This window comes from Streptomyces sp. NPDC059957 (assembly GCF_042730015.1).
In the GTDB taxonomy this organism is placed as follows: Bacteria; Actinomycetota; Actinomycetes; order Streptomycetales; family Streptomycetaceae; genus Streptomyces.
In genome coordinates this window covers 1-20924 of sequence record NZ_JBHWMB010000061.1, presented here as the reverse complement: position 1 = coordinate 20924, position 20924 = coordinate 1, and the positions used below count along the sequence as shown (strand labels likewise).

At 71.8% G+C, this 20924-nt stretch carries 16 protein-coding genes; 11 read left to right on the top strand and 5 right to left on the bottom strand.

The features are described from left to right. Positions 1-43: 43 nt before the first annotated feature. Complete coding sequence (locus ACFWBW_RS31400; protein WP_385379636.1) at positions 44-1606, bottom strand: S8 family serine peptidase; 1563 nt, start codon at positions 1604-1606, stop codon at positions 44-46. Positions 1607-1795: 189 nt separating this feature from the next. Between ACFWBW_RS31400 and malX the strand changes: the two genes are divergently transcribed. From malX to ACFWBW_RS31375, 5 genes are all read left to right on the top strand, one after another. After that, a complete protein-coding gene (gene malX, locus ACFWBW_RS31395) occupies positions 1796-3385 on the top strand; it encodes a maltose/glucose-specific PTS transporter subunit IIBC (protein ID WP_385379633.1) in 1590 nt (529 codons plus the stop codon). Positions 3386-3388: 3 nt separating this feature from the next. Further along, positions 3389-4615 carry a MalY/PatB family protein gene (locus ACFWBW_RS31390; protein ID WP_385379631.1) on the top strand — a complete coding sequence of 409 codons (1227 nt, stop codon included), beginning with the start codon at positions 3389-3391 and terminating at the stop codon, positions 4613-4615. Positions 4616-5031: 416 nt separating this feature from the next. Further along, positions 5032-5931 (top strand): SigB/SigF/SigG family RNA polymerase sigma factor, encoded by a 900-nt coding sequence (locus ACFWBW_RS31385; RefSeq protein ID WP_385379628.1) that lies wholly within the window; start codon positions 5032-5034, stop codon positions 5929-5931. Between the two features lie 181 nt (positions 5932-6112). After that, entirely contained in the window at positions 6113-7186 is a 1074-nt protein-coding gene (locus tag ACFWBW_RS31380) for a glycine betaine/L-proline ABC transporter ATP-binding protein (protein WP_385379625.1), read from the top strand. After that, the gene (locus ACFWBW_RS31375) at positions 7186-8991 is read left to right on the top strand and encodes an ABC transporter permease/substrate binding protein (RefSeq protein ID WP_385379622.1); all 1806 of its coding nucleotides are present in this window, start codon (positions 7186-7188) and stop codon (positions 8989-8991) included. The genes ACFWBW_RS31380 and ACFWBW_RS31375 overlap by 1 nt, the downstream gene beginning before the upstream one ends. Positions 8992-9066: 75 nt before the next feature. Here ACFWBW_RS31375 and ACFWBW_RS31370 read toward each other — a convergent pair whose 3' ends face one another. Beyond that, a complete protein-coding gene (locus ACFWBW_RS31370) occupies positions 9067-11280 on the bottom strand; it encodes an MMPL family transporter (RefSeq protein ID WP_385379619.1) in 2214 nt (737 codons plus the stop codon). 207 nt (positions 11281-11487) lie between these two features. Between ACFWBW_RS31370 and ACFWBW_RS31365 the strand changes: the two genes are divergently transcribed. The 3 genes from ACFWBW_RS31365 to ACFWBW_RS31355 all read left to right on the top strand — a co-directional run bounded on the left by ACFWBW_RS31365 (position 11488) and on the right by ACFWBW_RS31355 (position 13795). Next, on the top strand, positions 11488-12693 hold the full coding sequence (locus ACFWBW_RS31365; protein WP_385379616.1) for a sensor histidine kinase: 1206 nt from the start codon (positions 11488-11490) through the stop codon (positions 12691-12693). Continuing rightward, positions 12690-13358 (top strand): response regulator, encoded by a 669-nt coding sequence (locus ACFWBW_RS31360; RefSeq protein WP_385379613.1) that lies wholly within the window; start codon positions 12690-12692, stop codon positions 13356-13358. Before ACFWBW_RS31365 ends, ACFWBW_RS31360 begins: the two co-directional genes overlap by 4 nt. A 152-nt stretch (positions 13359-13510) precedes the next feature. Then, positions 13511-13795, top strand: coding sequence for a hypothetical protein (locus ACFWBW_RS31355; RefSeq protein ID WP_385379611.1), 285 nt, complete (start codon positions 13511-13513; stop codon positions 13793-13795). Here the strand turns inward: ACFWBW_RS31355 and ACFWBW_RS31350 are convergent. Genes ACFWBW_RS31350 through ACFWBW_RS31340 form a run of 3 tightly spaced genes read right to left on the bottom strand, consistent with a single transcriptional unit; the run spans position 13767 to position 15744 of the window. Continuing rightward, complete coding sequence (locus tag ACFWBW_RS31350) at positions 13767-13895, bottom strand: hypothetical protein (RefSeq protein WP_385379608.1); 129 nt, start codon at positions 13893-13895, stop codon at positions 13767-13769. The genes ACFWBW_RS31355 and ACFWBW_RS31350 overlap by 29 nt on opposite strands. Further along, a complete protein-coding gene (locus ACFWBW_RS31345) occupies positions 13892-14359 on the bottom strand; it encodes a hypothetical protein (RefSeq protein WP_385379605.1) in 468 nt (155 codons plus the stop codon). The genes ACFWBW_RS31350 and ACFWBW_RS31345 overlap by 4 nt, the downstream gene beginning before the upstream one ends. A 50-nt stretch (positions 14360-14409) precedes the next feature. Then, positions 14410-15744, bottom strand: coding sequence for a chloride channel protein (locus ACFWBW_RS31340; RefSeq protein WP_385379602.1), 1335 nt, complete (start codon positions 15742-15744; stop codon positions 14410-14412). 247 nt (positions 15745-15991) lie between these two features. On the opposite strand from ACFWBW_RS31340, the gene ACFWBW_RS31335 reads away from it, so the two are divergent. From ACFWBW_RS31335 to ACFWBW_RS31325, 3 genes are all read left to right on the top strand, one after another. Beyond that, entirely contained in the window at positions 15992-19192 is a 3201-nt protein-coding gene (locus ACFWBW_RS31335) for a TIM-barrel domain-containing protein (protein WP_385379599.1), read from the top strand. A 191-nt stretch (positions 19193-19383) separates the two neighbouring features. Continuing rightward, positions 19384-20319, top strand: a complete 936-nt coding sequence (locus ACFWBW_RS31330; RefSeq protein ID WP_385379596.1) for an aminoglycoside phosphotransferase family protein — start codon at positions 19384-19386, stop codon at positions 20317-20319. 109 nt (positions 20320-20428) lie between these two features. Continuing rightward, positions 20429-20833, top strand: coding sequence for a hypothetical protein (locus ACFWBW_RS31325; RefSeq protein ID WP_385379593.1), 405 nt, complete (start codon positions 20429-20431; stop codon positions 20831-20833). The last annotated feature ends 91 nt before the right edge of the window (positions 20834-20924 follow it).

Genomic DNA, 20924 nt, shown 5'->3' with positions numbered 1-20924 from the left:
GCTCCGGGGACCGCTGCCCCGGAGCGCACCACCCGCCGGCCGTTCAGAACCGCAGCGCCCACGCGTTCAGGTATCCGGTGTGCCCGGCGAAGGCATCGAACACGCGCAGTCGCCACACCCCGGCGGCCGTCTCCGAGGAGGCGTCGACCGTGTACAGCCCGACGAGGTCGCTCTCACCCCAGTCGGTGTACTCGTCCTTGATCGGGTACACCGACCCGTCGGGTGCGATCAGGTCGATCCGCAGGGTCCCGGAGTCCGGGTGCTTGACGTACACCTCCACGTCCAGCTTGGAGGGCGCGCGGCCCGCCACCTCGCTGACCGTGATCGGCGACTTGATGGTCTTCAGGTCCCCGACCGCGTAGTTCTTGGTGTTGGAGAAGCGTTTGCCGAGATCCCGGTTCGGCGCGCTGCCCATGTAGAGGGAGCGGTCCGGGGAACCCGTACCGCGGCCCAGCACCGCCCCGGTCGTGGCCTTGGTCTTCAAGTAGCTCGCCACCTGAGCCGGTGTGGCGGTGCGGTTGAGGGACAGGTAGACCGCCGCAGCGCCCGCCACGTGGGGGGCCGCCATCGAGGTGCCCGACATCACGGTGCTCCAGTCGTCACTCCAGTAGGCCGCCGAAGTGATGGAGTCGCCGGGGGCGAACAGGTCCACCAGCGAACCGAAGTTGGAGTACCCGGCACGCGCGTCGTGGGCGTTCGTCGCCCCGACCGTCAGTGCCTGGGAGACCCGGGCCGGCGAATGCGTGGAGGCGTCCTTGGACTGGTTGCCGGCGGCCACCGCGTAGGTGATGCCGGAGGCGATGGAGCCCCGGACGGCCGCGTCCAGCACGGCGTCGGGATCCCCGCCCAGGCTCATGTTCGCGACGGCCGGCTTCACGGCCTTGCGGGTGACCCAGTCGATTCCGGCGACCACCTGCTCCGTCGTGCCCTCGCCGTTCCAGTCGAGGACCCGGACGGCCACCACCTTCGCCTTCTTGGCCACTCCGAAGGTGGTGCCCGCGACCGTTCCGGCCACGTGCGTGCCGTGCCCGTGCAGGTCATCGGCCACGAAGTCGTCGTCGATCGCGTCGTAGCCGTACCGGGCACGCCCGCCGAAGTCCTGGTGGCCGATGTTGACCCCGGTGTCGATGACGTACGCGGTCACGCCGGTGCCGGCCGAAGTGGGGTAGGTGAAGGACTCGTTCAGCGGCAGTCTGCGCTGGCCGATCCGGTCCAGGCCCCAGGACGGCGGGTCGGGCTGGACGGTGTCCAGACGCAGCTTCCGGTTCTGCGCGACCGTGGTCACGGCCGGATCGGCCGCGAGCCGCCGGGCCTGGCGCTCCGTCATCCGGACGGAGAACCCGTTGACCGCCGAGTCGTACGTCCGGCCGACCGTGCCGCCGAACCGTTCGACCACGGCCCGGCCCCGGTCCGTACGGGAACCCGCGCGCGCCGGGTCCAGCATGACGAGGTAGCTGTCGCCGACGGCTCCGGGAGCTCCGGCGTACAGGACCACCCCCTCCGGCGGGGCCGCGGCCGAGGCCCCGGTGTCCACCCCGAGCGCGAGCGCCGAGGCGAGTGCGAGCCCGGCTCCGCAGCGCCGCAATAAGCGTGATCTCTTGATCATGAAATCGGACCCCCCTGAGTCGTCCGCTCAGAGTGCTGCCTTCACAAGCTCCGCACAAGAGCCCCGCGCGGGGCCCGCGCGGGAGGAATCAGGCCTTATGGATTGGGGCCCTTCTCCTCTTAGCGCCACCCGTTTACAGAACGGAATCTTTATGTGCGACCCCCTCCGAATCCGGACGAAAGATCCACCATGAAGAAGACGAAGGCAGCGCTCTGGGAATTCCTCCAGGGCCTGGGCAAGACCTTCATGCTGCCCGTGGCGCTCCTTGCCTTCTGCGGCATCATGCTCGGCGTCGGCTCCTCGCTCTCCAGCCCGGCCGTCCTGCAGAACCTCTCCTTCCTGGACAACGAACCCCTCCAGCTGGCCTTCACCTGGATGTCCAACACCGGACTGGTCGCCTTCAAATTCCTGCCGGTCCTCTTCGCGATGGCGATTCCGCTGGGCCTGGCGCGTGAGGACAAGGGCGTCGCCGCCTTCTCCGGTTTCGTCGGCTTCGCCTCCATGAACCTCGCCGTCAACTTCTTCCTCACCACCCGCGGCGTGGACTTCGAGGACAAGGGCGAGATCGCGCACTACGGCATCGCCGACGTGCTCGGCGTGAAGTCCATCGACACCGGCCTGCTCGGCGCGGTCGCCGTCGGTGTCATCGTGGCCCTGCTGCACAAGCGCTACCGCACCAAGCAGATGCCCGACGCACTCGCCTTCTTCGGCGGCCTGCGCTTCGTCCCGATCGTCTCCGCCCTGGCCATGAGCATCGTCGGACTCCTCGTCCCGCTCGTCTGGCCCACCCTCGGAAGCTGGATCGCCTCCGTCGGCACGGGCATCGCGCACGCCGGGGTCTTCGGCCCCTTCTTCTTCGGCATGGGCGAGGTGCTGCTCCGCCCGATCGGCCTGCACCACATCCTGGTCGCCCTGTTCCGCTTCACCGACGCCGGCGGCGCCGGGGTCGTCTGCGGGGAGAACGTCAGCGGCGCCCTGAACCTCTTCTACGCGCAGCTGTCCTGCACCACCCCCTCCGGCGCCGCGCACACCGCGACCCAGTTCCTGTCCCAGGGCAAGATGGCCGCGTACCTCGGTGGTCTGCCGGGCGCCGCGCTGGCCATGTACCACTGCGCGAAGCGGACGATGCGCCCGGAGATCAAGGCGCTGCTCATCTCGGGTGTCGTGGCCTGTGTGGTGGGCGGGGTCACCGAGCCCCTCGAATTCCTCTTCCTCTTCATCGCCCCGTGGCTGTACCTGATCCACGCGGTCCTGGTGGGCCTCGGCTTCCTGGTCTCCGCCGTCCTCGGCGTGTACATCGGCAACACCGACGGCAACATCATCGACCTGCTGGTCTTCGGAGTCCTCCAGGGCACGACCACCAAGTGGTACCTGGTCCCGGTGATCGCCGCGATCTGGTTCGCCGTCTACTACTTCCTCTTCCGCTGGGCGATCACCAGGTTCAATCTGAAGACCCCCGGACGCGACGACGAGCCCACCGGCCCCGCCGCGGCGGACGAAGCCGTCGACGCCCCCGAGGCGGAGCTGGTCGCCGGCAAGTACGACCCGGTCGCCATCCTCGAAGCCCTCGGCGGCCCGGCCAACATCCACGCCCTCGACAACTGCATCACCCGGCTGCGGATGACCGTCGGGGACGCCGCCCTGCTGGACGACGCCCGGTTGAAGAAGCTCGGAGCCATCGCCGTGGTCCGCCTCGACGACCACAACGTGCAGGTCATCATCGGCCCCCAGGTCCAGTCCGTGAAGGACGCCCTCGCCAAGCTCACCCCGGTCGGCTGACCCATGGAACCCGTCTACGACTTCGACGCACCGGTCGACCGGCACGGCACCTGGTGCACCCAGTGGGACTACGTCGAGGATCGCTTCGGCGCCGCCGGCCTGCTCCCCTTCACGATCTCCGACATGGACTTCGAGACCGCTCCCGAGGTCCTCGCCGCCCTGCGCGGCCGCCTGGAGCACGGGGTCCTCGGCTACTCCCGCTGGCGCCACGAGGACTTCCTCTCCGCCGTCCGGCACTGGTACGCCACCCGCTACGACACCCCCGTCGAGCAGGACCGCATCGCCTACGCCCCGGCCGTGCTCTACCAGGTCGGCCGGATCCTGGACCTCTGGTCCTCACCCGGCGACGGGGTCGTGGTCCACACCCCGGCCTACGACGCCTTCCCCCGCCTCCTCGCCGCCCGCGACCGGGGCGTGCGCGGGGTCCAGCTCCACGACTGGGACGCCCTGGAAAGGGAGTTGGCCCGCCACGACACCACCGTGTTGCTGCTCTGCTCCCCGCACAATCCGACCGGCCACGTGTGGAGCGGGGCCGAGCTGGAGCGGATGGCGGAGCTGTGCGAACGGCACGGGGTCGCGGTGATCAGCGACGAGATCCACTCCGACCTCGCGCACACCCCGCACCGCCCCTGGGCGCTGCACGGCCGCCCCGGAAGTCGCTGGGCCATCGTGACCTCCGCCTCGAAGTCCTTCAACATCCCGGCACTGACCGGCAGTTACGGCATCTTCGGTGACGCGGAGTCCTGCGGGCGCTACCTGACCCTCCTCAAGGACGCCGACGGACTGTCCTCCCCGGCCGTCCTCTCCATCGCGGGACACATCGCCGCCTACCGCGAGGGCGGGCCCTGGCTCGACGCGCTCAACGCCTACGTCCGGGACAACCTGCGCATGGTCGGCGACCGCCTGGCCGATGCCTTTCCCGGGCTCGACTGGCATCCGCCCAAGGCCGGCTACCTCGCCTGGATCGATCTCCGGCCCCTCGGAGTTCCCGACGAGGCGCTCCAACGTGAGCTGATTCATACCGAGAAGGTGGCGATCATGCCCGGAACCGCCTACGGGCCCGAAGGCGCGGGCTTCGTACGCCTCAACGTGGGCTGCCCGCGCTCCAAGGCCGAGGCCGGCGTCGAGGCCCTGATCCGGGCGCTCCGCACCACCTCGGGAGCCGCCTCCGCAGCCACCTCCGGGGCCTGCGCAGACAAGGCCACCGGGCCCGCGGCCGAAGGGAATTGACCGGACGGCCGAGGGAATCGCGGCCGTCCGGCCGATGTGCGACCGGAACGGAGCCCTGCCGCAAATACGGCCGGGCTCTGGCTGGTTGATCTACGAGGAAGGGAACTGGGGAACGGATCCGGAACCGGCTAGGGTGTACGCCCATCAAGGTCATGCGCCGCAAGCCGACCAGCCCAAGGAGCGACCCCGTGCCGATTCCCACCCCGTTCTCCCATACCGCCGGCCCCCTTCCCAGCCCCCTTCCCGGCCCCCGGACCGGCTCCCTTCCCGGTTCGGTTCCCGGTCCCCGAACCGGCCCCAGCACCGGCCCCAGCACCGGTCCCTGCGCCGGCCGGCTGGTCGGCCCCGGCCCCGGCCCGAGTCCCGGTGCCGGCAGAGCCCCGAGCCCAGCCGACGGCAGAGAGCCCGCCGCCACCGTGCTGCCGCCCCGGATCGCGGAGCCCCGCGAGGTGGCCCCCGCGGACGCGCGCGAGCTGACGCGACTGTTCTTCCGCCGGCTCCACGAGCTGGAGGAGGGCACCCCCGAGTACCGGTACGTCCGCGAGACCCTCATCGAGATGAACATCTCACTCGTCCGCTTCGCCATGCGCCCCTTCCGCGGCCGTGGCGAAGGAGGCGACCTCGAGGACCTCCTCCAGGTCGGCACCATAGGCCTGATCAAGGCCATCGACCGGTTCGACCCGGCCCGCGAGGTGGAGTTCGCCTCCCTCGCCATGCCCTACATCACCGGCGAGATCAAGCGGCACTTCCGCGACACCAGTTGGGCCGTCCGCGTACCGCGCCGGCTCCAGGAAATGCGCATCGACCTGGCCAAGGCGAAGGAGGAGCTGACCGCGCTCCTCGACCGGCCGCCGACGGTCGCCGACCTCGCCGCACACCTCTCGCTCACCGACGAAGAGGTCATCGAGGGACTCGTCGCCGCCAACGGCCACACCAGCGGCTCCCTCGACGCCCCGGGCTCCGACCACGCCGACGGCAGCACCGAGGGCCACAGCCTCGCCGAGACCATGGGGGCCGAGGAGCCCGCGCTGGAGCGCGTCGAGGACATCCAGACCCTGGCGCCGCTCCTGGAACGCCTCAGCGACCGCGAGCGCCGCATGCTGGCGATGCGCTTCGGCGAGGAGCTCACCCAGGCCCAGATCGGCGCCGCCCTCGGCATCTCGCAGATGCAGGTCTCGCGCCTCCTGACCCGGGTGCTCGCCCATCTGCGGGCCTCGATGCTCGCCGACCCGGAGCTGTCCGCAGCCGGTTCCCCGCAGCAAGCGGAATCCGGTTGTGAGGACGCGGCCGCGCGCAAGGGTGGCGACGCAGCGTAAGTGACATGACTCACTTCACCGTTTGCAGAGGTTAAGTAGGGGCAGTAGCGCTGCTGGAGCGGACCCGTCCGCCGGCCGACAGCGGCCGGGCACGGGTGACGGGTGGATCCCGTCGCGCTCCACGGCCCGCCGGCCGCACGCACGCCGGTGGGCCGTTTCCGGTACGACCCTTGGGGTGTATGTGTCCACGCTCATAGCCGAGCACGTGTACAAGGTGTTCGGTAAAGGACCCGACAACGGCGCGGCCGTCGCGAAGGCGGTCCGCGCACTCGAAAGCGGTGAGACCGACCGCGACGAGCTGCGCGCCGAGGGAACGACGGCGGCGGTGATCGACGCCTCGTTCCGCGTCGAGCCCGGCCAGATCTTCGTCGTGATGGGTCTTTCGGGCTCGGGCAAGTCCACCTTGCTGCGCATGCTCAACGGCCTGCTGGAGCCCACCGCGGGCCGGATCCTCTTCGACGGGGAAAACCTCACCGCACTCTCGCCGGCCGAGATGCGCCGCGTACGCTCCACCAAGATCAGCATGGTCTTCCAGCACTTCGCCCTGTTCCCGCACCGCGACGTGCTGGAGAACGCCGGCTATGGCCTGGAGGTCCAGGGCGTCCCCCGGGCCGAGCGCGACCGGAGGGCCGCCGAAGCGCTGGCCCTCTGCGGGCTCGGCGGTTGGGAGAAGTCCTGGCCCGACGAGCTGTCCGGCGGCATGCAGCAGCGCGTCGGCCTGGCCCGCGCCCTGGCCACCGACGCCGACCTGCTGCTGATGGACGAGTCCTTCAGCGCGCTCGACCCGCTGATCCGCCGCGATATGCAGGACCAGCTGCTCGAACTCCAGAAGAGCCTGGGCAAGACCATCGTGTTCATCACCCACGACCTCAACGAGGCCATGCGGCTCGGCGACTCCATCGCCGTCATGCGCGACGGCCGCATCGTCCAGCAGGGCACGGCCGAGGACATCCTCACCCGCCCCGCCGACGACTACGTCGCCTCCTTCATCCAGGACGTGGACCGCTCGCGGGTGCTGACGGCCGACGCCGTCATGACCGGAGCCGCAGGCGGCCGGCCCGACTGCGGCTGCCCCACCGTCTCCGCCGGGACCCCGCTCGCCGACGTGTGCGCCGTCAGCGCCCGCGTCCCGCACGACGTCGCCGTCACCGCCGCCGACGGCACCGTCGTCGGCTCCGTCCCGCAGGGCCGCCTCGTCGCCTTCATCGGCGACGAGCGACGCGCCCCGCTGGCCTGCGCGGAGGTGGCTGCGTGATGCCCCGTCTGAATCTCGGATCCTGGGTCGACAGCGGTGTCGACTTCCTCCAGAGCCACCTGTCCTGGCTGTTCGACGCCATCGCCGCGCTCGTCACCGGGCTCTACGACGGCATCGAAGCCGTCCTGTCCGCACCCAACCCCCTGCTGCTGGCCGGCGTCCTCGCCGTCGCCGCCTGGTGGCTGCGCGGACTGCTCGCCGCCCTGCTGGCCTTCGCCGGCTTCGCCCTGGTCGACTCCGTCGCCCTGTGGCCCGAGGCCATGTCCACGCTCGCGCTGGTCCTGGTCGCCACCCTGGTCACCCTGATCTTCGCGATACCGCTGGGCATCTGGGCCTCGCGCTCCGACAAGGTCAGCGCCACCCTGAAGCCCGTCCTGGACTTCATGCAGACCATGCCGGCGATGGTCTACCTCATCCCCGGCATCATCTTCTTCGGGGTGGGCGTGGTGCCCGGCATCATCGCCACCATCATCTTCTCGCTGGCGCCCGGCGTCCGGATGACCGAGCTGGGCATCCGCCAGGTCGACGCCGAACTCGTCGAAGCCGCCGAGGCCTTCGGCACCACCCCGCGCGACACCCTCGTACGGGTCCAGCTCCCGCTGGCGCTGCCCACCATCATGGCGGGCATCAACCAGGTGATCATGCTCGGTCTGTCCATGGTGGTCATCGCCGGCATGGTCGGCGGCGGCGGCCTCGGCGGCGCCGTCTACCGGGCCATCGGCAGCGTGGACATCGGCCTCGGCTTCGAGGCCGGCATCTCCATCGTCATCCTCGCCATGTACCTGGACCGGATGACCGGGGCGCTCGGCCGCCAGGTCTCCCCGCTCGGCCGGCGCGCCCTCGCCAAGGCCCGCTCCGCCGCCACCGGCACCGCAAAGGTGTGGGGCCACCGCCCGCAGCCCGTCTTCGCCGTGGCCTCGGCCGTGGTGCTGTCCCTGGTCGCGGGCGGCCTCGGAATCTTCGCAGACTCCGGGAAGTCGCAGGTCAACGCGGTCGGCGGGGCCGGGGTCGAGAACATCGGCAAGGGTCGCAAGCTCAGCATCGGCTACATCCCCTGGGACGAGGGCATCGCCTCCACCTTCCTCTGGAAGGAGCTCCTGGAGCGCCGCGGGTACCAGGTCGAGGCCAAGCAGCTGGAACTCGGCGCGCTCTTCACCGGGCTCGCCGGGGGTCAGGTCGACTTCCAGACCGATGCCTGGCTGCCGGCCACGCAGTCCGAGTACTGGGAGAAGTACGGCAACAAGCTCGACGACCTCGGCTCCTGGTACGGGCCGACCTCCATCGAGCTGGCCGTCCCCTCCTACGTGAAGGACGTCAAGACCCTCGCCGACCTGAAGGGCAAGGCGGGGAAGTTCAAGGGCCGGATCATCGGCATCGAGCCCAGCGCCGGCGCGATGGGCCTCCTCAAGGACAAGGTGCTGCCGCAGTACGGGCTCGACGGCGAGTACAAGGTCGTCGACGGATCGACCCCGGGCATGCTCGCCGAACTCAAGCGGGCCTACGAGAAGAAGGAACCCGTCGCGGTCGTGCTCTGGTCCCCGCACTGGGCGTACGCCTCCTACGAGCTGACGAAGCTCGCGGACCCCCAGAGCGCCTGGGGCAAGGGCGACGGCATCCACAACGTCGCCCGCAAGGACTTCGCGGCCGACGAGCCGAAGGTCGCCCAGTGGCTGAAGTCCTTCAAGCTGACGGAGGCCCAGCTGACCGGCCTGGAGGCCAAGATCCAGGAATCGGGCAAGGGCAAGGAACAGCAGGCCGTCCGCGCCTGGCTGGCCGAGCACCCCGAGGTCGACAAGCTGGCCTGAGCGAGCGGGTGGCCGGTGCGGCACAGACCCCTACGGGGCTGCGCGCACCGGCCACCTCACCGCGCGGCCGGTGGTTCAGCCGGCCGTGGCCGGCTCGGGCGACGGCTCCGGCACGGGCTCCGGCGCCTTCTCCCGGGCATAGCGGCCGGGCCCGACCGGCCACCACAGGGACCGGCCGAGCATCGAGGCCAGGGCCGGGACCAGCACGATCGACAGCACGAACGCGGAGAGCAGGATCCCGAGGCCCGTGGCGAAGCCGATCTGCCGGGTCGCGGAGCCCGGACTCGCGGCCAGGCTCCCGAAGGAGAAGGCCAGTACCAGGCCCGCGGTCGCGATGGCGGGCGCCGTGTGGCGGACCGCCCGCGCCACGGCCGCACGTGCCGGACCCGGCCGGTCCATCTCCTCCCTGATCCGGTCCGCGATCAGGATGTTGTAGTCGGTGCCCAGCGCGACCACGAACAGGAACAGCACCAGCGGCAGCGAGAAGTCCACGCCCGGACGGTCCCCGACGTGCTGGAACACCAGGGTCGAGGCACCCAGGGTAGCCGCGAAGCCCAGCCCCACCGCGAGCATCAGGACGAGGGGCGCCAGCAGGCTGCGCAGCAGCAGGAACAGGATCAGAGCGATCAGCGCCGCCGCCACCGGGAAGACCACCTTCAGGTCCTTGTCCACGGCGGACGCGATGTCGGAGAAGACCGCCGCCGTACCGCCGACATGCGCCTCGGTACCGTCCGGCCGGTGCGCGGCCACCACTTCCCGGACGGGACCGGAGACCAGGTCGCGGGCCTCCTGCCCGTGTGCGTCGGCGGTCGGGAACAGGTCGATGCGGGCCGCCCGGCGGTCCTCGCTGAGCACCGTCGGCGCCACCTGGCCCACCCCGTCGACCGAAGCCAGCGCGCGGGAGAGTCCACCGAGGCGCTCGGCCGTCAGCGTGCCCCCGTCCGAGGCGGTCACGAACACGCCGGCCGGATCCGACACCCCGGCGGGCAGCGCGCGGGCGATCTCGGCCGCCGTGGCCGCCGAAGCCGTACGCTCCCCGCCCGCGCCGCTCTGCCCGTAGTCCACCCGCATCCCGGCCATTCCCGCGGCCAGCGCCCCCAGCAGGGCCACCGAGGCGAGCACCAGGGTCAGCGGCCGCCGCGCCACCAGGCCGCCCGTCCGCGCGGCCACGCCCTCGCGGGGCTCCCGGTCCAGCGCCCGCGAGGGCCAGAACATCCTGCGGCCGGTGACCGCGAGGACGGCCGGCATCAGGGTCAGGCTGCCGAGCAGCATCACCAGTACGGATACGGCGATGGCCGGGCCCAGCACCCGGAACTGGCCGAAGGTGGCCACCGCGAGGGTGGAGAACGCGGCGACGATGGTCAGCGCCGCACAGGTGATCGCCGTACCGACCCGTCCGGCGACCTCGGCGGCCGCGGCCCGGCCCGACTGCTCCGGGTGCTTGCGCAGGTGCTCGCGGAAGCGGAAGAGCAGGAAGAGGAAGTAGTCGATGCCGATGCCCACCAGCACCACGCTGATCAACTGGGGTGTGGACGCGTCGAGTTCGATACCGGTCAGCAGCGCGGCACCGACCACGACCCCGGCCGCCGCCCCGCCGATGATGCTGACGGCGACCAGCGGCAGCAACGCCGCCAGAACGCTGCGGAACACCAGCACGTGCAGCAGTACGATCACCGCGACCATCACGGCGCCCACGATCTTCGACCGGGTCTCCTCCGCGTCGGCGGTGTCCACGGTGTCCGCGAGCCCCGCGGTGAACCCGGTCCGCAGGCCCGACTCCGCGAACTCCGCCCGGGTGTGGTCCCGGAACGCCCGGTACAGGTCCTGCATTCCGGGATCCATCGGATTGCCGGTCAGCTCGACCGACAGCAGCCGGAGGCTCCGGTCCGGGGCCGTCATCGCCGGGCTGATCCGGGGCAGCTGGGAACGGTCCTGCACCAGGAAGGGCGGAGCGTCCTCGGGCCGCGGCATGACGATCCGCTTCCGGGTCAGCTTCGCCGCCCCGGCGTCGATCCGCCGCTCGTCGGCGGCGGTCAGCGGCGCACCGTCGGCGCGGGCCACCAGCACGGTCAGGGGGTTGGCATCGGGCTCGACCCCGAAGTGCTCCTCGGCGACCTCGAGCGCGGCCGCCGAATCGTAGGAGGCCGGAAGGAACGCGCCGGTGCTCGCCTGCGTGGCGCGGAAGACCAGAGCCTGGCCGAGGATCGTCAGGGCGATGCCCAGCACCGCCCAGAGGGCTATGACCTTCCATGGACTTCGGGTGGCGAAGGCGGTCAGGGCGCGGATCAAGGAGTCCTCCGTAACGGGGGCGGCAGCCGGGGGTTCCCGGCCTGCTCACCAGCTCATCACCGGCCGCCTCACGAAACGTCAGGTCCCGGGAGGAGCTCGCGCCCGGGACCCGGGACCGGTGCGGGCCCCGGACCAGGACTCCGGTCCTGGTCCGCACTCCTCCTGGGGGCCCGCGGTCGGCGGGCCGCGCGATGGGAGGATGGGAATATGCCGATGATCAAAACGGACGCCCGGATCCCGAGCGGGATCCGGGCCCTGAACTGGACCCGCAACGACGCGCTCGTGGCCATCGCCGCCGTTGTCGTCGACATGGTCGGCTATTCGTTCGGCGCGGCCGAGGGCGGCCGGCCACTCACCGTGCCCGCCCTCGTCCTGGTGGTCCTGACCGCGCCCTGCCTGCTGGCCCGGCGGGTCAGGCCGGTCGCCGTGCTCTGCGCAGTCCTCGCCCTCGGCGCGGCACTGAACCTGATCACGTCACAGGGCCCGCACTTCTCCGCGGGAGCGACCGTCGCGCTCTACTCCGTGGCCCGCGTGCGCGGCCCGGCGGTCACGGCGGCGGCCGCCCTGGCGGCCGTGCCGCTGACGGTGGTGGGCAGCGGCTACGGCGGGACGACCGGATTCATGGGCCTGCTCGGCAACACGGTCGCCGTCCTGCTCGTCGTCGCCGCCGCGCTGCTGACGCGCCGCTGGCATCAGGAGACCGAGGCCAAGCGCGTCCTGCTGGCCGAGCGGGCGGTGGCCGAGGAACGCCGCCGCATCGCCCGCGAACTGCACGACATCGTGGCGCACCACATCACCACCATGCAGCTGATGGCCGGCGGGGCACGGGCCAACCTCGCGCACGACCCGGAGACGGCCCGCGAGGCCCTGGTCACCCTCGAGGGGTCCGGGCGGATGGCGCTGCGCGAGATGAGGCAGCTCCTCGACGTGCTCCGGGCGGGGGAGGAGCCGGAGCGCACCCCGCCGGCCCCACAGCCCGGCACCGGCGACCTGGACCGGATCGTCGCCGAAGCCAGGCTCGGCGGTCTGGAGACCGGGTTCACCGTGGACGGGCCGGTCCGCCCGCTGCCGCCGGCCCTCGGCCTGACGGTGTTCCGCATCGTGCAGGAGTCGCTGACCAACACCCGCAAGCACGCCGGGCGGCAGGCCCGGGCCGACGTACGGCTGACGTACCGTCCGGACGAGGTGACGGTGGAGGTCCGCGACGACGGTTCGGGGAACCGGCCGGCGCCTTCGCGGGCGGCTCCGGTTTCCGGCTACGGTCTGATCGGAATGCGAGAACGGGTCGCCCTGCAGGGCGGCACCCTGGAGGCGGCCGCGCTCGACGACGGCGGATTCCGGGTGGCGGCGCGCCTGCCGGCGCCGCACGGTCCGGACGCGCCCGGGGGAGAAGGAGAGGAAGAACGCGGATGATCCGTGTGCTCATTGCCGACGACCAGCCGCTCGTCCGGCGGGGCCTGGCCCTGATCCTGGCCCCCGAGCCGGAGTTCGAGGTCGTCGGCGAGGCCGGGGACGGAGCCGAGGCGGTCGCCCTCGCGGAGCGGCTGCGACCCGACGTGGTCGTCATGGACATCCGGATGCCGGTCCTCGACGGGGTCGAGGCCACCGCGAAACTGTCCGGGCTGCTGCCGGAGTGCCGGGTCCTGGCGCTGAGCACCTTCGACATGGACGAGTACGTGGTCGCCGCCCTGCGCGCCGGAGCCTACGGGTTCCTGCCCAAGGACGTCTCCCCGGAGGAGCTGACCGCCGCGATCCGCACCGTCCACACCGGTGAGGCCGCGGTGGCGCCGCGCCTGCTGACCCGGCTGATCTCCACGTACGTACGGGTCCCCGTGCGGCCCGCCCGGCAGCCGGCCGGAGTCCCGGCCGGACTCACACCGCGGGAGCGGGAGATCTGGCGGCTGCTGGCCACCGGACTCGACAACGCGGAGATCTCCGCGGAGCTGGACATCAGCGTTTCCACGGTCAAGAACCACATCACCGGCATCTTCGGCAAGCTGGGCGTCCGCGACCGGGCCCAGGCGGTCATCGCCGCGTACGAATCGGGCGTGGTGGAGGTCGCCGAGGGGCCGCGCTGAGCGCCAAGTCTGCGGGGAGGGGCGCCGGGAGCCCGGGCTCACAGCTCTGACCTGCCGGAACATCGCCGGAACACTGGAGGATTCACCCGTGCGCAAAGGGGCAGGTCCATGGCACAGTGCGATCAGTCCAACCGCACGACCAGGGAGTCTCCATGAGCGATCCGCACTCCACGCAGCTCGCGGCCGCCCCCGAATACCGGCCGGAGCCGCATCCGCTGAGCCCGGCGGGCACGTTGGTCCCGATGGGCCGGCCGGGTCCGCTGCCGTGCTGCCCGGTGTGCGAGGAAGCGCCGGAACGCATCTCCTGGCGTCAGCGTCCGGGGCAGCCGGTGGTCCTGGTCTTCGATCCCTGCGGGCACCGGCACGGCTCGCCGGCGGCGCCGGTGCTGGCCGTGAGCCCGCTGCCCGTCACGGGCTGGGGACGGGCCCTCGCATGAGCTTGCCGACCCACTGGATGAGCCCGCCGTCGTACATGCCGGGAACGTAGGTGTAGGCGTCGTGGCCGCCACCCTCGTCGACGTGGAACTTCGTCTTCACGGGCCCCTTGCCGTGGAGATGTCGGCCTCCGGCTTGAGGTCGCTGCCGCTCCAGTGGTTCGCGTTGAAGCCGGGCCCGCCGGGCAGCGCGATCATCACGGGGAAGCCGCTGTGCGCGTACTTCGGGTCGTGGTACTGCGGCGGCACCCAGAGCCAGACCTTGCCCGTGAAGTGGGACTTCTTGCCGGCGAGGGTGGTCACCATCACCTTGCTGCCGTCCTGCGGGATCGTGCCCGACACCTTCAGCTCGGGCTCCGGCCCGGTGGGCATCAGGGTCAGCGGCTCGCCGGACGCGCTGCCGGAGTTCCCGCCGGCCGTGGTGCGGGGCCCGTCGAGGTGCACGGTGTCGCCGGTGTCGTCGAACGGGTCGAAGGAGACGACCGCCCCGGCGAGCACGCCCGCCACGGCCGCCAGCGCGACGGCCTCGCCGAACCGGCGCCGCCGCGGCCGGGCGCCGCCCGGCACTTGGGCCCGGCCGTCGGACGGGCTGGCCCGTCGGGTCCGGTGCCGGGGGCTCAGGCGTCGGCGGGGGCGGGCTGGAGGTGGGCCGGGTCCGCCGGGCGCTGGCGGTCGATCAGGGCCGAGGCCAGCAGGGCGGTCACGGCCGAGAGCACCAGCAGCGGCATCAGGGTGGGTGCCTCCTTGCCCAGCAGGGCAGCGGCCAGGACCACGCCGGTCACCGGCAGCCGGGTGCCGGCCACCCCGGCCGCGCAGATGCCGGCCGCCAGGGCGGGGGCCATCCCGAAGCCGGGAAGGCCGCCGAAGGCGATGCCGATCGCCGCCCCGATCATGATCGACGGGAAGATGGGGCCACCCCGGAGGCTACCCAGGGCGATGCTCCAGCCGATCAGTTTGAAGACCGCCAGGGCGATCAGCGCGCCCACCGCCCAGGACGAGGGCTCGGCGGCCAGCAGGCCGACGGTGTTCTGGCCGGACAGGGCCACCTCCTCGGGGGAGCGCCCGGTGATCAGCGCGTAGCCGGTGACGCAGACGCCGACGGCCACCGCGCACAGGACGATCCGCTGCGCGGAGGTGCCCGTCCAGGCGTGCACGCGCAGGCCCCCGGACTTGCCCAGGGCGACGACGACGCCGATCAGGGCGGCCATGGGGATGCCCCACAGGAAGTCCCCCGCGTCCGGCAGGCCGGCGGCGGGTTCGTGGGGGAGGGTCAGCGCGCCGATGCCGAGGCCGGTCCAGTGCCCGAAGCCGGTGAAGACCAGGGCCCCGACCCCGCTGGCGACCAGGGCGGGCAGGATCAGTACGAGAATCCGGGCGCCCCCGGCCACCAGGGCGGCCCCCTCCAGCACCATCACCACCGGGATCAGCGGACTGCCGAAGATGGTGCTGATGGCGGCGGTGGATCCGGCCATTCCGAGCACCGTGGCCAGCTCGGGTTCGGCGGCGCGCTTGGCGGCGCGGATGCTGAGCAGGGCGAGGCCGCTGCCCATCGCCATCAGGGGTGCCTCGGGTCCCAGCATCACGCCGAGGGGCAGGCAGGCCAGCGCGGCCAGGACCACGCTCAGGGTCTCGCGGGGCATGGTCGGCGGACCGCCGAAGCCGTAGGCGGGGACGTGCCCGCCCGCGCCCGCCATCCGCGTGATGATCGGCGCGGCCAGCAGCCCGGCGAGGGCGAGCGTCGGCAGGCCCCACCACCACGGGGCGCGGGCGTAGCCGAGCAGGTCGGGCGCGGTGTGCCACACCCAGTGCTGGAGTTCGTGTTCGAGGCTGACGAAACCGAAGGCGAACAGCGAGACCGGGATGCCGATGAGCGCCGAGAGGACGAGCAATCGCAGGGTCCCGGGGGCGAGGAGGAGCTGACGGAGCGATGCGGGCTGTTGCGCCTGTGCCATGAGTGCCGGGCCCTCCAGAGAAGTCCGTGGTTCGTACCAGGCTCGGGGCGCGGGGCGGGCCGCGCAGGGCGGGTGGGCCATACGAGTGAGGGATCCAGAGGGTCGGTATCCGTGTGGGCGTGCTCAAAGATGCTCGTTGACCAGCCATTCCGATCATCTTCCTTCAAATGGGGCCTCCGGGCCGCTATGTTGCCCGGTGCATGCCAAAAGGTGTGTCCGCAGTCCGGACCGCACGAGGAGCCGCCCCATGAGACTCATCAGCATCCGCCGAAGCCCACGGCGGCGGCGCGCCCCGGCGACCGCGCTGCTCGCCGCGGTCCTCGCCGTGGCCGGTCTGGCCACCGCCGGACCCATCTCCTCACCGGCCTCGGCGGCCGCCGCCGCCCCGGCCCCGGCCACCGCGGGCAACGCCACCGGCGTCACCCAGTCCGGCAGCACCTTCACCATCGCAACCTCCGGCGGGGCCAAGGCCCGGGTGGTCGTCGCCCGCGCCGACATCTTCCGGCTCTGGCTCTCACCCGACGGCACCTTCACCAACGACCCGGCCGGCACCGACCTCGCCCCCACCACCGACTTCGGCCCCGTGAGCGCCGCCTGGACCGACGCGGGCACGTACTACAAGATCACCACCGGTTCCCTGTCCATCCGGGTCAACAAGACCCCGCTGCAGTTCTCCGTCTACCGGGCCGACAACTCCACGCTCGTCTGGCAGGAGACGCAGCCCACCTCCTGGACCAGCAGCCAGACCACCCAGTACCTCGCGCGCGGGGCGGACGAGCAGTTCTACGGAACGGGCCTGCGCCTGGGCGAATGGGCGCTGCGCGGCAAGACCGTCCCGATCGCGGTCGACAACAAGTGGCGCGAGAACAACAACGCCAGCCCCGCGCCCTTCTACGTGTCGACCAACCACTACGGCGTGATGCGCAACACCTGGGCCCCCGGCTCGTACGGTTTCAACGCCCCCACCACGCTCACCCACGACGAGAAGCGCTTCGACGCCTGGTACTTCACCGGCGACTCCCTCAAGACCGTCCTGGACGCCTACACCGACGTCAGCGGCAAACCCTTCATGGCTCCGGCGTGGGGCTTCGAACTCGGCAACGCCGACTGCTTCAACGCCTCCAACCCGGCCTACCAGGGCGACCACGACCGGCTCCGCCACCAGACCACCCCGGACGTCGTCGGCTACGCCACGGACGCCCGCGCCGCCGACATGCCCTCGGGGTGGTTCCTGCCCAACGACGGCTACGGCTGCGGCTACACCACACCCCTGAAGTCCACCGTCGACGCCCTGAAGGCCAAGGGATTCCAGACCGGACTGTGGACCTCGACGGGCCTCGGCAACATCAACGAGGAAGTGGGCGTGGCCGGTTCGCGGGGCGTCAAGACCGACGTCGCCTGGATCGGCGGCGGTTACAAGACGGCCTTCGCGGGCGTCCAGCAGGCCGTCGACGGCATCGAGAAGAACTCCGACGCCCGGCGCTACGTCTGGACCGTCGACGGCTGGGCCGGCACCCAGCGCAACGCCGTCGTCTGGACCGGTGACACCAACGGCACCTGGGACGACATGCGCTGGCACGTCCCCGCCATCACGGGCGCGGGCCTCTCCGGCCTCAACTACGCCACCGGCGACGTCGACGGCATCTTCGCCGGCAGCCCCAAGACGTACGCCCGCGACCTCCAGTGGAAGGCCTTCACCCCGGCCTTCATGACCATGTCCGGCTGGGGCGCGACCGGCCCGACCGCCGGCTACCAGGACAAGCAGCCCTGGCGCTTCGCGGAGCCGTACCTCTCGATCAACCGCAAGTACCTCCAGCTGAAGATGCGGCTGATGCCGTACCTGTACACGATGAGCCGCACCGCGCACGAGACCGGCGTCCCGAGCACCCGCGCGATGGTCCTGGAGTACCCCGAGGACCCGGTGGCGCGCGGCAACCTGACCAGCGGCCAGTTCATGGCCGGCGACTCCTTCCTCGTCGCACCCGTCGTGTCCGACACCTCCGTGCGCGACGGCATCTACCTCCCGGCCGGCACGTGGACGGACTACTGGACCGGCAAGACCTACGCCGGCCCCGGCTGGCTCAACGGCTACCAGGCACCCCTCGACACCCTGCCCCTCTTCGTCAAGGGCGGCGCCATCGTCCCGATGTGGCCGCAGATGAACTACACGGGAGAGAAGCCCGTCTCCACCCTCACCTACGACATCCACCCGCGCGGCGCCACCTCCTTCAGCCTGTACGAGGACGACGGAATCACCCGCGCCCACCAGAGCGGAGCCTTCGCCCGCCAGCAGGTCGACGTCACCGCCCCCGCCTCCGGCTCCGGCACGGTCAACGTGTCCGTCTCCGCCCCGGCCGGCAGCTACACCGGCAAACCGGCCTCGCGCGGTTACGAGTTCAGCCTCCACGTGGCCACCGCCCCCACGGCGCTCACCGTGGACGGCGCGGCCCTCACCCGGGCGACCAGCAAGGCCGCCTACGACGCGGCGGCGACCGGCTGGTTCTTCGACGCCGCCGACCGCGGCGGCATCCTGTGGACCAAGACGGGTACGAAGTCGGGCGCGTTCAGCGTCTCGGCCACCGGCACCTCCGTCCCGGCCGCCGATCCCATCCCGGTCACCTCCAGCCCCGTCCCGCAGACGGCCTGGACCCTGGTCTCCGCCGACAGCCAGGAGACCAGCGGTGAGAACGGCGCCGCACGCAACGCCTTCGACGGCAACACCGGGACCATCTGGCACACCACCTGGTCCGGTTCCGCCGCCGCGCCGCTCCCGCACGAGATCCAGATCGACCTCGGCGCCCGCTACACGGCCGACGGCCTCGGCTACCTGCCCCGCCAGGACGGCGGGGTCAACGGCCGGATCGGCGGCTACGAGGTGTACGTCTCGGACACCACCACCAACTGGGGATCCCCGGTGGCCACCGGCACCTTCGCCGACACGGCTGCCCTCAAGTCGGTCTCCCTGTCCGCCAAAGCCGGCCGCTACCTCCGCCTCAAGGCACTGACCGAGGCGGGCGGCCGCGGCCCCTGGACCAGCGCCGCCGAGATCACCCTCACCGGCCGCCCGACCCCGCTGCCCGCGGCCGCCACCCTGGTCAACGGGGCATCGGCCACCTGCATCGACCTCCCGGGCAGCGCCACCACCCCCGGCACCCAGCCCACCCTCTACAGCTGCCACGGCGGCCCCAACCAGCGCTGGACCCTCCAGGGCGACGGCCGGCTGACCGGCCTCGGCGGAGTCTGCCTGGACGCCGCCACCGCCAACGCCGTCGCGATCCAGACCTGCAACGGCAGCTCCGGCCAGAGCTGGCAGACCGGCCCGGACGGCAGCCTGCGCAACTCCGGCCAGTGCCTGACCCCGGCCGGCTCCGCCACGGCCAACGGCACCAGACTCACCCGGGTCGCGTGCGCGACGACGGCCGCCCAGCGCTGGACCTTCACTCCGTGACCCGGTGACCCGGTGACCCGCGAGGTTCGCGGCTCGCCCGTGATCCCCGCCCGATGAGGACCGCCCGACACCCCCCACAGAGCCCGGCCCGGCACCCAGCCGGGCCGGGCTCCGGGTCTTCGGGGCGCGGCAGTTACCGTGGGGGCCGCGATCCTCGGACCCTCGAGGTCGGACCCTTCAGGAAGGTGCTCATGCCCGCCGGGAAAATGCACGCCGACGAACCGGACATCGACAGCGCGCTCGTGCGCAGGCTGATCGCCGGGCAGTTCCCACAGTGGGCGGAGCTCCCCGTCGCGCGGGTGGACTCCGCCGGGACGTCGAACGCCATGTACCGGCTGGGCGGCGACCTGGTCGTACGCCTTCCGCGCACGCCCGGCGCGGCCGGCGACGTGGGCATGGAGCACGTCTGGCTGCCGCGGCTCGCCCCGGACCTGCCGGCCGCCATCCCCGCCCCCATCGGCATGGGGCGGCCCGCCGAGGGCTACCCCTGGTCCTGGTCCGTCTTCGGCTGGGTCCCGGGAGGGAACCCCGTACCCGGCCGGATCGCGGAGCCGGACCTCCTGGCCAAGGACCTGGCGGAGTTCATCTCCGCACTGCACCGGGCCGACCCGGCGGAAGCCCCCGCCTCCTACCGCAGTGAGACCCTGGCGGACCGGGACGCCGAAACCCGTGCCGCGATCGCGGAACTGGGCGCGAGCGCCGACGCCGACGTTCCGACCGGGCCGGTGACCGCCCTGTGGGAGGAGGCCCTGCGGGCCGAGCCCTGGCCGGGGCCGCCGGTCTGGATCCACGCCGACCTGCAACCCGGGAACCTCCTCCTCGCGGACGGAAGGCTCGCCGCCGTCATCGACTTCGGCTGCGCCGGCCTCGGCGAACCCGCAGTCGACCTCATCCCGGCCTGGTACGTCCTCCCGGCCGCCGCCCGCCCCGCCTTCCGGGCCGCCGCCCGCCCCGCCTTCCGGGCCGCCCTCGGCGCCGACGACGCGATGTGGACGCGTGCCCGCGGCTGGGCCCTGTCGATCGCCCTCATGGAACTGAACTACTACCAGGCGACGAACCCCGTCATGGCGGCCATCGCCCGCCACGTCATCGGCGAACTCCTCGCCCCGGCCCCGGGGCCCGAATAGTCGGAACGCGCACGGAACCGGGACGCGAATGACCGGAACGCGCACGATCCGACCGGACGGTCGGCCGGGGTATGGATCGTTGTCAGTGCCGGTTGCGACGATGGGCGGCATGACGCCTTTCCTTCTGACCGACATCGACCGTGCCGTCCGCAGCAGTTGGAGCGAGCAGACGTGCACGCCCGAGTACCGCGACCGGTGGACCCGGGAGAACCCGGCCCGTGACCAGTGCGGTGTGACCGCCATGGTCCTCAACGACCTGCTGGGCGGCGAGCTGATCCGCGGCGAGGTCCTCGTCGACGGCGAGCGCGTGGACTACCACTGGTGGAACCGCCTGGGCATGGGCGTCGAAATCGACCTCACCCGCGAGCAGTTCGGCCCGGAGGAGAAGATCACCGAGGGCATCGTCATGCCCCGTCCCCCGGAGAGCGAGTGGCGCCGACTGCGTACGGAGTACGAGCTCCTGCGCGACGAGGTGATGGCCAAGCTCACCGGTGCCCCGAAAGTGACGGACTAGGTCGTCTCTTTCGGATCTTGTCGGCCGAGCCCGCGGCGTCTGGTGCCGTGCCTGGGCGTGCTGTCGGGGCGCTCGCGTACTGGACGTACGT

Bases quoted from the DNA above. Each gene is read 5' to 3' on its own strand.
- ACFWBW_RS31400 (WP_385379636.1), bottom strand. From the start codon at position 1,606: ATGATCAAGAGATCACGCTTATTGCGGCGCTGCGGAGCCGGGCTCGCA.
- malX (WP_385379633.1), top strand. From the start codon at position 1,796: ATGAAGAAGACGAAGGCAGCGCTCTGGGAATTCCTCCAGGGCCTGGGC.
- ACFWBW_RS31390 (WP_385379631.1), top strand. From the start codon at position 3,389: ATGGAACCCGTCTACGACTTCGACGCACCGGTCGACCGGCACGGCACC.
- ACFWBW_RS31375 (WP_385379622.1), top strand. From the start codon at position 7,186: ATGCCCCGTCTGAATCTCGGATCCTGGGTCGACAGCGGTGTCGACTTC.
- ACFWBW_RS31365 (WP_385379616.1), top strand. From the start codon at position 11,488: ATGCCGATGATCAAAACGGACGCCCGGATCCCGAGCGGGATCCGGGCC.
- ACFWBW_RS31360 (WP_385379613.1), top strand. From the start codon at position 12,690: ATGATCCGTGTGCTCATTGCCGACGACCAGCCGCTCGTCCGGCGGGGC.
- ACFWBW_RS31355 (WP_385379611.1), top strand. From the start codon at position 13,511: ATGAGCGATCCGCACTCCACGCAGCTCGCGGCCGCCCCCGAATACCGG.
- ACFWBW_RS31340 (WP_385379602.1), bottom strand. From the start codon at position 15,744: ATGGCACAGGCGCAACAGCCCGCATCGCTCCGTCAGCTCCTCCTCGCC.
- ACFWBW_RS31335 (WP_385379599.1), top strand. From the start codon at position 15,992: ATGAGACTCATCAGCATCCGCCGAAGCCCACGGCGGCGGCGCGCCCCG.
- ACFWBW_RS31330 (WP_385379596.1), top strand. From the start codon at position 19,384: ATGCCCGCCGGGAAAATGCACGCCGACGAACCGGACATCGACAGCGCG.
- ACFWBW_RS31325 (WP_385379593.1), top strand. From the start codon at position 20,429: ATGACGCCTTTCCTTCTGACCGACATCGACCGTGCCGTCCGCAGCAGT.